At 51.4% G+C, this 12,214-nt stretch carries 12 protein-coding genes; 9 read left to right on the top strand and 3 right to left on the bottom strand.

Annotation, left to right across the window (positions count from 1 at the left end):
* From H142_RS0113130 to H142_RS0113110, 5 genes are all read left to right on the top strand, one after another.
* Complete coding sequence (locus H142_RS0113130; RefSeq protein ID WP_017932613.1) at positions 1-927, top strand: aldo/keto reductase; 927 nt, start codon at positions 1-3, stop codon at positions 925-927.
* A gap of 93 nt (positions 928-1,020) precedes the next feature.
* Positions 1,021-1,590 (top strand): gluconate 2-dehydrogenase subunit 3 family protein, encoded by a 570-nt coding sequence (locus H142_RS0113125; RefSeq protein WP_017932612.1) that lies wholly within the window; start codon positions 1,021-1,023, stop codon positions 1,588-1,590.
* Positions 1,590-3,299 (top strand): GMC oxidoreductase, encoded by a 1,710-nt coding sequence (locus H142_RS0113120; RefSeq protein WP_156812035.1) that lies wholly within the window; start codon positions 1,590-1,592, stop codon positions 3,297-3,299. The genes H142_RS0113125 and H142_RS0113120 overlap by 1 nt, the downstream gene beginning before the upstream one ends.
* A 1-nt stretch (position 3,300) precedes the next feature.
* Entirely contained in the window at positions 3,301-5,001 is a 1,701-nt protein-coding gene (locus H142_RS0113115; RefSeq protein ID WP_017932610.1) for a GMC oxidoreductase, read from the top strand.
* On the top strand, positions 4,998-5,927 hold the full coding sequence (locus H142_RS0113110) for a sugar phosphate isomerase/epimerase family protein (protein WP_017932609.1): 930 nt from the start codon (positions 4,998-5,000) through the stop codon (positions 5,925-5,927). Before H142_RS0113115 ends, H142_RS0113110 begins: the two co-directional genes overlap by 4 nt.
* Here H142_RS0113110 and H142_RS15835 read toward each other — a convergent pair.
* Complete coding sequence (locus H142_RS15835) at positions 5,914-7,167, bottom strand: cation:proton antiporter (protein WP_017932608.1); 1,254 nt, start codon at positions 7,165-7,167, stop codon at positions 5,914-5,916. The two genes, H142_RS0113110 and H142_RS15835, sit on opposite strands and share 14 nt — an antisense overlap.
* A gap of 72 nt (positions 7,168-7,239) precedes the next feature.
* On the opposite strand from H142_RS15835, the gene H142_RS17185 reads away from it, so the two are divergent.
* Entirely contained in the window at positions 7,240-7,365 is a 126-nt protein-coding gene (locus H142_RS17185; RefSeq protein ID WP_017932607.1) for a hypothetical protein, read from the top strand.
* 117 nt (positions 7,366-7,482) lie between these two features.
* A complete protein-coding gene (locus H142_RS0113095; protein ID WP_017932606.1) occupies positions 7,483-8,265 on the top strand; it encodes a succinate dehydrogenase iron-sulfur subunit in 783 nt (260 codons plus the stop codon).
* Here H142_RS0113095 and H142_RS0113090 read toward each other — a convergent pair.
* Positions 8,262-9,020, bottom strand: a complete 759-nt coding sequence (locus H142_RS0113090) for a GNAT family N-acetyltransferase (protein ID WP_156812034.1) — start codon at positions 9,018-9,020, stop codon at positions 8,262-8,264. The two genes, H142_RS0113095 and H142_RS0113090, sit on opposite strands and share 4 nt — an antisense overlap.
* A gap of 152 nt (positions 9,021-9,172) precedes the next feature.
* Here H142_RS0113090 and H142_RS0113085 point away from each other — a divergent pair, with 152 nt between their 5' ends.
* A complete protein-coding gene (locus H142_RS0113085) occupies positions 9,173-9,658 on the top strand; it encodes an arsenate reductase ArsC (RefSeq protein WP_017932604.1) in 486 nt (161 codons plus the stop codon).
* Between the two features lie 54 nt (positions 9,659-9,712).
* Here the strand turns inward: H142_RS0113085 and H142_RS0113080 are convergent, their stop codons facing one another.
* The gene (locus H142_RS0113080; protein WP_156812033.1) at positions 9,713-10,978 is read right to left on the bottom strand and encodes a mechanosensitive ion channel; all 1,266 of its coding nucleotides are present in this window, start codon (positions 10,976-10,978) and stop codon (positions 9,713-9,715) included.
* A gap of 121 nt (positions 10,979-11,099) precedes the next feature.
* Here H142_RS0113080 and zapE point away from each other — a divergent pair, with 121 nt between their 5' ends.
* Complete coding sequence (zapE, locus tag H142_RS0113075) at positions 11,100-12,203, top strand: cell division protein ZapE (RefSeq protein WP_017932602.1); 1,104 nt, start codon at positions 11,100-11,102, stop codon at positions 12,201-12,203.
* The last annotated feature ends 11 nt before the right edge of the window (positions 12,204-12,214 follow it).

The following is a 12,214-nucleotide window of genomic DNA, read 5'->3' as shown; positions in this document are numbered from 1 at the left end:
ATGAAAACAATAACTCTTGGACAATCGGATTTGCGCGTTGGGCGTATCGGCTATGGCTGCTGGCGCATGGCGCAAAGTACGCCAAAGCAAGCACAAGCCAAAATAGAGACGGCACTATCCTGCGGTATGACCCTGATCGATACGGCGGATATTTATGGTTTTAGCGAACCGTCGAAATTTACTAAAGAGCCAGATGGATTTGGCGAAGCCGAGGCGGTATTGGGGCAAGTGCTGAAAAGCGCCCCGCAGCTGCGCGATCAGATGATTCTGGTGACTAAAGGCGGGATTATTCCGCCGCGTCCTTATAATAGCACTTATGATTATTTAACGGGTGCGTTGGAGAGATCATTAGTGCGGTTAAATACTGACTGCGTTGATCTGTTCCTCATCCACCGTCCTGATTTATCGACATCATTTGCCCAGGCCGGACGCGCGCTGGATGCTTTGATTGATAGTGGAAAAACGCGATATGTCGGCATATCCAATTTCACAGCATCACAGGCTCATGCTTTGCAAATGAATATGGAAAGCGGTTTGATTGTGCATCAAAATGAGTTTTCGGCACTATGTCAGGATCCCATGACGAACGGCATATTAGATCAGTGCCAAGAACGCGATATGACCCTGATGGCGTGGTCGCCTTTGGCAGGTGGTGCGCTGGCCACCGGCAGGATTTATGGGCGCTTTAACGAAGCCATGTTTAAGCGCGTTATGTCAACTCTTATGCGTTTAGCCGAAGCGTATGACACGACGCCCGTCAATATCGCGCTGGCGTTCACTCTTCGCCATCCTGCTGGCGTCATGCCGATTATCGGTACGCAAAAAATTGACAGGATCAAAGACAGCGCGAATGCGGATAATATCAATCTGACCGCGCGTGATTTTTACGATCTGATTGAGGCACGACGCGGCGAGGCCATGCCGTAGAAAAGCCCTCTTGCTTAAATCCCCATCAGGAGTCATAAATAAGACAGCGCTGTCATTAAAGAGCAGTGCGTAAAATGACATAGGGGAGCGAGTATGTATCGTCGCGATATGATGAAGGCTTTATTGGCAGTGAGCGCGGGCGGCGCTCTTGCGGCTTGCGGTCAAAAAACCGCGCCGGAGGCAAGCGCAATAACAGGCGCAGAATTTGACGCTGCAGGACGGTTCTTTACCACGCGCGAAATGGCCATTGTCGGCGCGCTGGCCAATACCATTATTCCCGACACAGACACGCCCGGCGCAGTAGCCGCCGGAGTTCCTGCTGTGATACAAGACTTGGCGTCAAATTGGGCAACGCCTGAAATTCGCGCCGGATGGCGCGCAGTCATCAATGGACTTAATGATAGTCTTGGTAATGGCGAGAGAGGCTTTGCCGAACTGGGCGTAGACGCGCAGGCTGAAGCGCTAAGCGCATTTGATAGCGTAGCTTACTCAGGCGAGGCGAGCGAACTTCACAGCGGTTATCGTGACGTTAAATCAACTATCGCAACAGCCTATTATATGAGTGAAATTGGCGCGACGCAGGAACTTCGATATGAGGCTGTACCGGGCGAATGGAAAGGGTGTATTCCTTTCTCCGAAGTCGGCAAGACATGGGCGACATAATGGCTGATTTTGATGTCATTGTTGTCGGTTCGGGCATGTCGGGCGGCTGGGTCGCCAAAGAAATGTGCGAGCGCGGGTTCAAGGTTTGCGTTATTGAGCGCGGACGGCAAATCACGCCGGAAAAAGATTACACGGATTTTGTCGATCCATGGGACACGCCAAATTTAAATCGCACTACAGAGGAGGATAAAACAAAATATCCAATTCAGAGTACTGTTTACGCCTTTAATCAGAATACGAAACAATACTGGGTTGAGGACGAAAAGCACCCTTATGAGACAGCTCCGGGAACAGAGTATGGATGGCTTCGCGGTTATCATACCGGTGGTCGGTCAATGATGTGGGGACGGCAGTCCTACCGCATGAGCGAGATTGATTTTCAGGCAAATAAAAAAGACGGGCACGGGGTCGATTGGCCCGTCCGATATAATGATATCAAGCCATGGTACGATAAGGTTGATTATTTCGCGGGAATTAGCGGATCCATGGAAGGGCTTGATATATTGCCGGACGGCGTTTTTCAGCCTGCTCATGAGCTCAGCTGTGCTGAAACTGAATTTAAACAAAAAGTCGAAACGGCCTTCCCAACCCGCAAAGTCATTCCGGGCCGGGTCGCAAACCTTACACAGCCAACGCCGGAGCAAACCGCGCTCGGGCGGGGTCAATGTCAGGCCCGGGATTTATGTTATCGGGGCTGCTCATTCGGCGCCTATTTTAATTCGAATGTCGCCACCCTCCCTGCAGCGAAAAATACGGGTAATCTGACGATGATGACAGATACCGCCGTTGTTAAAGTCGATTATGATGAGGCTACAGGCCGGGCGACGGGCGTAAAAATAATCGATATAAATACGAAGCAAACAAAAACTGTGACGGCGAGAGTTGTTTTTTTAAATGCCTCAACGATTGCTACGAGTTTGATACTTTTAAATTCTGCCAGCGACGCCGCGCCAAAGGGTTTAGGAAACAGCTCCAGACAGCTTGGCAAAAACCTGATGGATCATGTTGCAGGCGCAACTGCGGATGCCATCATGCCCGGCTTGGAAGACAAATATCATTGGGGACGCCGACCTAACGGTTTTTACATTCCACGCTTTCGCAATCATACGGAGCCCAGTGAGGATAGCGTCCGCGGATATGGCTATCAGGGCCGTATATACCGTGACAATTGGAGGCGGAATGTGTGGTCGCCGGGTATCGGCGCTGAATATAAAAATGCGCAGCGCACCCCGGGGCCTTGGCGCTTGGGGATTGTTGCGTTTTGCGAAATTCTGCCGGATGAGCGCAATCATGTCGCCGCTCACGCAACAAAAACGGACGAATGGGGATTACCTATCCCCGTCATTAATCAACGTCACCGGGAAAACGAAGTGGCTTTAATGCGTCATGCAACACGCGATACGAAATTGATGCTAGAAGCCGCCGGCATGCAAATCAACTGGGTTGGCAATCCGGATGAGGTGAGCGCTGATAATATGTCTGCACCGGGGCGGGGAATTCACGAAATGGGCACGGCGCGTATGGGCCGTGACCCCAAAACCAGCGTTCTGAATCAATGGAACCAAAGCTGGGACGTGCCTAATCTATTTATCACCGATGGCTCATTTATGACCTCCGGTGGATGTCAAAATCCATCAATCAGCTATATGGCATTTTCCGCCCGCGCGGCCCACCACGCGGCAGATCTTATGGAAAGCGGCGTACTTTAAGATGGCGGATTTTGACGCAATTGTCGTCGGCTCTGGAATATCCGGTGGTTGGGTAGCAAAAGAGCTATGCGAGCGCGGCTTGAAAGTTTTAGTGCTGGAACGCGGCCGTCAGGTCACGCCGCAAGACGATTATTCGGATAATCTTGATCCTTGGGAGCGGCCGCAGCTTGACTGGGTTTCACCGGATGAAAAGGCTACGGTCTACCCCGAACAATCCAAAATTTACGCTTTTCATGAGACGACGAAACAGTTTTGGGTCAAAGATAGTGAGCATCCTTACTTGCAAGAAGGCGAAGGCAAATTCAGCTGGCGGCGCGGCTATCATCTGGGCGGGCGATCTATCATGTGGGGTCGGCAGGCTTACCGTTGGTCACCGATAGATTTTGAGGCCAATGCCATGGATGGGGAGGGCGTAGACTGGCCGATCCGCTATGAGGATTTGGCGCCATGGTATGACACAGTTGAAAAATTTGTCGGCATTTCCGGCGGGCGTGATAATGTCCCGACCTTGCCGGACGGACAGCACTTTCTGCCGCCTTTTGATATGACCTGCGCAGAGGAAATGCTCAAAGCCCAAATTGAAACGCATTTCCCTGAACGGCAGCTTATCATTGGGCGGGTCGCGAATTTATCGCGGGCAACTGAAGAGCAAACGGCGCTGGGTCGCGGGCAATGCCAAGCGCGCAATTTATGCTATCGCGGCTGCTCATATGGGGCTTATTTCTCGTCCTTGTCGGCCACGCTCCCTGCGGCGGAACGCACAGGAAATATGACGCTTGTTACAGACGCAATTGTTCAGAAACTGGATTATGACAGCGTCTTGCAAAAGGTAACGGGCGTACAAGTCATCGACGCCAAGAGCAAAGCCTCGCGCACATATACCGCGCCGATTATCTTCCTCAACGCCTCAACAATTGCCAGCGCGTCTATCTTGCTAAATTCAAAATCCGAAACCATGCCAAATGGTCTGGCCAATGGCTCTGACCAAGTCGGACGTAATATTATGGATCATGTCGGCGGAAGCCGCGTGCAGGCCACGGCTCCTGGTAATTTGGATAAATATTATTATGGCCGCCGCCCGACGGGGGCCTATCTGCCGCGCTATCGCAATTATCCCGAGCGTGACCAGGATTATAAGCGCGGTTTTGCCTATCAGGTCTATTCGCACCGCGACGGCGCATGGTCACAACATCAAGGTATTGGCGCGGCGCTTAAGGCGAAGAACCGTATGCCGGGCCGCTGGCGTATTATGCTCGACGTCTTTGGCGAAGTGCTGCCGCATCCGGATAATCGTGTCACACTCCATGAAATGAAAACCGATGCATGGGGCATGCCGCTCCCCGTCATTAATGCGAAAATGCGCGATAATGAAAAAGCGATATTAAAAGCAGGCCATGCTGACGCGATCGAGATTTTTGAAAAAGCCGGATTTACCGACATTACTACGCCATGGCAACCGGACCGTAATGAGACAGAAATCGGCGCACGCATTCATGAAATGGGCACAGCGCGCATGGGCCGCGATCCCAAAACGAGCGTATTAAATGGCTTTAACCGTGCTCACGACGTGAAAAACTTATTTATAACGGATGGGTCAGCCATGGCCAGTTCAGCCTGCCAAAATCCATCCTTGACGTATATGGCGCTCTCGGCGCGGGCGGCTAATTACGCCGCCGACCTTTTTCAAAGTGGAGACTTATGATGATCTATAATAGACGCGCAATGCTGACATTAGGCGCCGGAGCTCTAGCGCTGAGCGCGTGTGGTAAATCGGATGGCGGGGCCACAGAAGACATTCCGCTCAAAGGAGGAAAAACAGCGGGCAATATGATCCGTAAAGTCGGGATACAAACTTACACCTTGCGCGAAGCGATGGATGTCGATTTTTCCGGCACGCTGAAGATGATCAAAGATGCGGGTTACGATTATGTCGAGCTCAATGAGCGTAATTACGCAGACCGGACACCGGCGGAATTGAATACGGCTCTGGACCTTGCGGGTCTGCCCAGTCCCGTGACCCATATGAGCATTGAAACCATTCGAAACGATCTTGCCAGCGGCATATTAGCGGCTAAAACCCTCGGCATTGAAATTGCCTTTGTGCCTTATATTGCCGAAGAAGAGCGGGGGCTTGAGCATTGGAAAGCCCATGCGCGTACCTTAAATTCAGCCGGACGCGTTATGCGCGATGAAGGCGTGAAGCTGGGTTATCATAATCACCAATTTGAATTTGATGATCTGGGCGGCGGAACCACGGCAATGCAGGTTCTGATGGACAACACCGATCCTGATCTTGTCTGTTTCGAGCTTGATATTTACTGGGCGGTTTTGGGCAAAGTCGATCCTGTAGAGCTGATCCGGCGTTATTCGGGACGGTTTAAAGCCTGTCATGTCAAAGATATGAGCGGAGATCCCTGGGCCGCTATTGCTAAAGACGCGAGCTATCCAGAACTGATCCGTGATTATATGGTCAATGTTGGCGAAGGGGACATTGATTTTGAGCGGATATTTGCGCTTAACGATATCTCAGGCATGGAATATTTCATTGCCGAACATGACCAGCCTAAAGCGCCGTATAACAAGGCGATTACAACAAGCCTGAATAATATCCGCGCTATGCGGTTTTAATCTCATTGTCGCGTTGCATCCAGACATTAGCGAGGCTGCCATGGATTAATGCGGAGACGAGTATGGTGAGGGCGCAGATGCGCCAGACTGTGTCGGCTTGGGTAAAGTCGGCATGGCCGAGCGCATAAGCGACATAGAATATAGACCCCATGCCGCGAATGCCAAAAAACATCATTTTGTAACGTGCCATGCGATTGCAGCCCATACCGATAAGTGAAATCCAACCGGCGACAGGGCGGATCACAAACACAATTGCCAAGGCGACAAGCAGATCAGACCATATCCATTGGTGCCATAAATATGTGCCGATAAAGGCTCCCAGCCAAAGCAGAAGTATGGCCATTAAAATAGCTTCTAACTGGTCTGCGCTCTCATGGGCCGCGTTTTCATAGGGTTCCGCGCTGGTATCTTTGGCGAAACTTCGTGCGGCGCGCGCAGCGATGAAGACGGAAATAAAACCATATCCATGGATGAATTCGGCCCCGCCATAGGCGATAAATGTCGCGCCCAGTACAATCAGTGCCGGATTGGCGCGTTCATTTGTGGCATCGCCCAAAGGGCTGAACAGAAATTTGGTGATGAGCCAGCCCATGGCCACACCCACGATAATGCCTGCCGCAATCTTATACAGCACGTAATACGACGCCCATTGCGCCCAGTTAAAATCCCCGACGGCTGCAGTGGCGAGGCCGATAGCCAACCAAATAAACGGAAAAGCCAGACCGTCATTCAGCCCGGCTTCGGAGGTTAAAGCGGTGGTGACGCCGCTTTGCTCGCTATTGGGCGGACCAACCTGAACTGAACGCGCCAATACCGGATCGGTCGGAGCCATGGCTGCGCCCAGCAGAATTGCGGTCGCAAGCGGAAGCGCGCAGGCATAAATGCCGAACACCGCAATCGCGGCGATGGTCAGCGGCATGGCAATGCCGAGGAGCCGCCATGTTGGCTGCCAATTTTTCCAGCTCGCAGTCAGGTCAATCGCCAGGCCTGCCGCAGACAGTGAAATGATTACCACAAGCTCTGCCCCGTGGGTGATGATTTTGTTCTCAACACCGCTGGCCATAGGGTTGATAACAGGCAATCCGATCACGGCGGCAAAAGCGCCAATGACGATATATATAATTGGCACGTTGAAGAAAAATGAGTGCTTTAGCGCGGGCCTAAGGGTTAGACCCAAAAAGGCCAGTCCGATTAACGAGTAATAAAACGCTATGGGATTGGTTAAGATAACATCGGACATAAAATTCGCTTCTGAGGGGCGGAATAGGAACTATTCTTTAAAGACCGCATTGTTCCCATAGAGGAGAAGACTATGCCCGACAATCACCAAGGCCGCACCGACCCTATGCCGGACGGAAAGCGTAAATACCCCGTAATGATTTCTATCGTTTTGCTTGTCATCATTGCTGCGATATTCGCCGTGTTTGTATTCGTTTAATGTAGGCATACGAACGGCGACAATTTGGCGTGACCGCGATTAGTGCTTTTCATAGCGCGGCGGTCTATATAGACAGTTACGACCGCCCATCGCTGCTACTGCGGATAAGGATTTCATATGGTACAACTGACCCTGCCCAAAAACTCCAAGGTTTCAAAAGGTAAAGTCTGGGACGCAAAATCCGGCGGCAGCCGTATGAAGACGTTCAAGATTTACCGCTATGACCCTGAAGCGGGCGGACAGCCCAGCTGGGATAGTTACCAGATTGATCTGGATGAATGCGGTCCTATGGTTCTGGACGCCCTGTTCAAGATCAAGAACGAAATTGACTCGACGCTGGCCTTCCGGCGGTCATGCCGTGAAGGTGTTTGCGGATCTTGCGCAATGAATATTGGCGGGCGTAATACGCTCGCCTGCACGAAAGGCATTGATGAAGTTAAAGGCGGTACAATCACAATCTCGCCATTGCCGCATTTGCCGGTTGTTCGTGATCTTGTCCCTGATTTGTCAAATTTCTACGCCCAATATGCGTCTATTGAGCCATGGCTGCATACAACCACACCGACGCCAACGACAGAGTGGAAGCAAAGCCCTGAAGACCGAAACAAGCTTGATGGCTATTACGAATGCATTTTATGCGCCTGTTGCTCCACCGCCTGTCCATCTTACTGGTGGAATGGCGACCGTTATCTCGGCCCTGCCGTTTTGCTGCAAGCTTACCGCTGGCTCGTAGACAGCCGTGATGAGGCGACAGGCGAGCGGCTCGATAATCTCGAAGACCCCTTCCGGCTCTATCGCTGCCACACGATTTTGAATTGCGCCAATGTCTGTCCTAAAGGGCTGAACCCGGCCAAAGCAATCGCCGAGACAAAGAAGATGCTCGTCGAGCGGGTTACTTAATTTCGTCCCAGTTTCTCAACAATGGCGCGCATTTGCGCCGTAGAGTTGTCATTATTTCCTCTAAGCGAGTGCGGGTCGATAACGGGACCGAAGCGTAGGCGGGGGCGCTGCCGCCCTTTATTGAGCATTTCATGAAAGAGTGTGATATCTTTAAGCTCACGGTGAAGCCAGCTGAACATGTAAAATAACAGACTGTTTTTCGCTTTGATGTGCAGCGGTACAACCGGAATGTTATATTTCTTAGCAAAGCTGACGGCTGTGTTCATCCATTCTTGGTCCTGAAGACCCCGTACCCCCAAAACCGCCAAGCGCCCTGATGGAAAAATAACCATAGTGCGTTTATCCGCGACCGCTGCTTTCATCTCAAGCAGAGTTTGCTTGGTCTTGGCTTTCGTGCGTTTATCCGCGACCCATTCTACAGGAATGATGAGGTCACCGGCCTTGGGCACAACGCGCAACGCATCGGCATTTGCTAGAAACATGTATTCGGGGCGAATAGATTGCAGCACATTATGTACGAATAGCCCGTCAGCGAGTCCCGTCGGGTGGTTGCCGATAATCATAAGCCCGCCGCTGCGCGGAATATTCTCTGTCCCTTCTGCGCGAGTTTGAATACCAACAACGCCGCTAACATAGTCAAAGGCCTGACGTCCCGTCATATCAGCAATAGCGTCGGCCATGGCGACAGCGCGTTTATAGCCCAGCAAGCGATAAAGTGCAGGCCGGAGCGCAGACCACAGGCGCGGCCGTTGCATTAGACGCCGGGAGCGCTCTTCAATCAATGCTTCGACGATATGTGTGTTATGTGAAATTTCGGTTTCCAAGACGTCAGGCTAATGCGGCAAACCGTATGGGTCACCTAAAAAATGACTTTGCGCTGTTAGGGCACTCGCTCTAGGCACAGGGCATGACACCGCCTTATAATATTTTATTTCTCTGCACCGGAAATTCAGCGCGAAGTATTATTTCCGAAGCGCTTTGCAATGATATGGGCGGCGCGCAGTGGCGCGGCTATAGCGCCGGAAGCCACCCTTCAGCGCACCCCCATACCGACGCGCTCGCGCATTTGTCTAAAATGGGCCACGACACACACAAATATCGCTCAAAGAGCTGGGATGAATTTAGCGCTGAGGGGGCGCCGCAGATGGATATTGTAGTTACAGTTTGCGATAATGCGGCAAATGAGGTTTGCCCCGTCTTTCATGGTCAGCATATCAAGCTATACTGGCCCGCGCCGGATCCAGCCTATGTAGAGCCGCTAAGCGCAAGACAGGCGGCGTTTGCAAAAACGTATAAAGTCTTTCGGGCGCGTATTACTGCCCTACAAGCGATGGACATGGACCGTGTAAGCCGCGCCGATATGCAGGAGATAGCGGATAAATTTTCGGCATAAAAAAACCCGCCCAAGTAATAACTTGGACGGGATTCTGTTGTTTATATTTAAAGTTTAAGACTTCTTAGCCGGAGCTTTCCGCACCGCTGTTTTGCGCGGTGCTTTAACACTTGCCGTTTTACGGACAGCGGGCTTTGATCCCGCTTTAGGCGGAAAATACTCGTTGAGCTTGGCTTTAGCCCATTCGCGTCCACCAAGACCAAAGGCGAGTGCTGCCGCTACAGCAGCCGCAATCACAGCAGCAGTAAAGGCCGTTTCGACAATGCCGTCACCCAAATCCATTTCTGACAAGCCCATAAAGGTAATGAGAATAATCAGAATGTAGCGAATTACATTAGCCACAGTGTCGCCAACTGCGCCTCTGACCATGAGCGTAACGATATTGGCGATGAAAATGCCTGCACCGATAATAATCGCGCCAAGGACGATCTTGCCGCCAATCGCCAAGAGAGTTGAGAACACGGCTGTCAGCACGGGGCTTTCCAATACATTCATAGCCGCGGTGAGACCTAAAAGTACAATCGCAATAAACGCGATTTTGCCTAGAATTTTCGACGGGTTAAAGCCGGAAATTTTATCTCCATCAAGTCCTTCAATAGATGACATAGCCCGGTCAAAGCCCATGGCTGGTAGAGTTGACTGGATCAGGTTGGACACAAAGCGGCCAATATATACGGCGATGACAACGATCGCCGCAGCAAATAAGACGCGCGGGATATATGTCAAAATCAGATCAAGCATATCGCCAACGGGCCCGGATACTCCTGGGATGTCCCATATCCCTACCGCAATGATTGCAGAGAAGATGAGAACAACAGCGGCGGCCAATCTGGCAACGCCTTTGGAGACTGCGCCATTTGTAATTTGGGTCTCATCAGCAAGATCAAAACGTCCGGCCAGTCGATCAACTTGCGCAACTTTGAGCGTGCTCTCAATAAGATTTCGCAAAACGTTGGCTAGAACAATACCGACGAAAATGACGGCCGCGCCGGCGAGAAGCTTAGGGATGTAATTGAATATATCGCCCATCATCGTGTTAAGGAAGTCCAGTTGTCTGGCTACCAATGGGAAACGTCCTAGCGCCATTAGGATAAAGATCAGCAATATGAGCCAAAATAAAGCCTGTCCAACAGAGCGGCCAATGTTTCCGCCTGATGCTTTTGCGCGAACGCCAAAGCCCGTACGGTTTATGGCGGCCGTAATAACCCATCGAACGACAAGCGCTATGAGATAGCCGGCGATTAAAATTGCTAAAGCTATTGCCCAATTTGCGGCATTGGCCTCCAGATAATTCATTGTATTCGAAAACGCAGATTCCACGTTGCCCTCCTGATTCGTTTCGCACGGATAATGTACACATTAACTTTAAGCACATCTGCGCGCAATTGACAGGGGCAATGGCAAAATTTAACGCAGTATTCTTATCATAGAGTAGATTTTCATGTCTAAACCCAAAACGGTCACCCACATTCTTGAAGCCCGTATCGCTGCGGGTGATTTGGAGCGTGATCCAGCGCAGAGTGTAGCAGCGTCCGCTCTGGATGATTTGCTTGTGAGGCTGGGAGAGTCCGCGCCGCGCTGGGAATTGTTTTCCCGCGCACCTGAGCCCGTTAAAGGTCTCTATCTGTGGGGCGGGGTGGGGCGCGGAAAATCTATGCTTATGGACATATTTTTCGATCTCGCTCCGGTCAAAGCCAAAAGGCGCGTGCATTTTCACGCCTTTATGCTTGAAATTCACGAGCGTATATCTAAGGAGCGCTCGCTAAGGCAGGGAGAGCCTATCGAGCATATTGCCAAGAACTTGGCAAATGAAGCGTCTCTTATATGTTTCGACGAATTTCATGTCACGGATATTACTGATGCCATGATATTATCACGTCTGTTCGAGCAGCTTTTTGCGCGGGGTATAACTATGCTCGCGACGTCTAACCGGGCGCCGGAGGATCTGTATAAAAATGGACTTAACCGCGGATTATTTGAGCCGTTTATCGACTTGCTACAAAGCCAATGTCATGTCGTTGAATTTCCAGGCGCGACAGATCACCGCTTATCACAGATACAAGCCGCCCCGGTTTATTATAGTCCACTTGACGAACACGCTGCGGCGAAAATTGAGGCCGTATGGAGACGGCTGATTGGAGGCGCAGCGCCGCGCGAAACACGGCTGACTGTGCAGGGGCGAGAGCTAAAGCTAAAACGGACAGCAGCGGGCGTGGCGCGTGCCAGCTTTTCCCGTTTGTGCGAAAATCCACTTGGCGCCGCAGATTATTTACGTTTGTCAAAAGCCTTCCAAACTTTGATCTTGGAAAATGTGCCGCAAATGGGGGCAGAGAGCCGCAACGAGGCTAAGCGTTTCGTGACCTTAATCGACGCGCTTTATGAGACCCGCACCAAGCTTGTGATGAGCGCTGCGGCGGAGCCGGATGCGCTATATATAGACGGGGACGGCGCGTTTGAATTTGCCCGCACGGCCAGCCGTCTCTATGAGATGCGAGGCGAAGCCTATCTATCTCAGCGCAGAAATTTAGACGCTAATGGACAATAAAACCTGGTCAG

The organism is Robiginitomaculum antarcticum DSM 21748, assembly GCF_000365025.1.
In the GTDB taxonomy this organism is placed as follows: Bacteria; Pseudomonadota; Alphaproteobacteria; order Caulobacterales; family Maricaulaceae; genus Robiginitomaculum; species Robiginitomaculum antarcticum.
The sequence above is the reverse complement of the archived record's forward strand: the minus strand, read 5'-3'. Positions and strand labels throughout refer to the sequence as shown.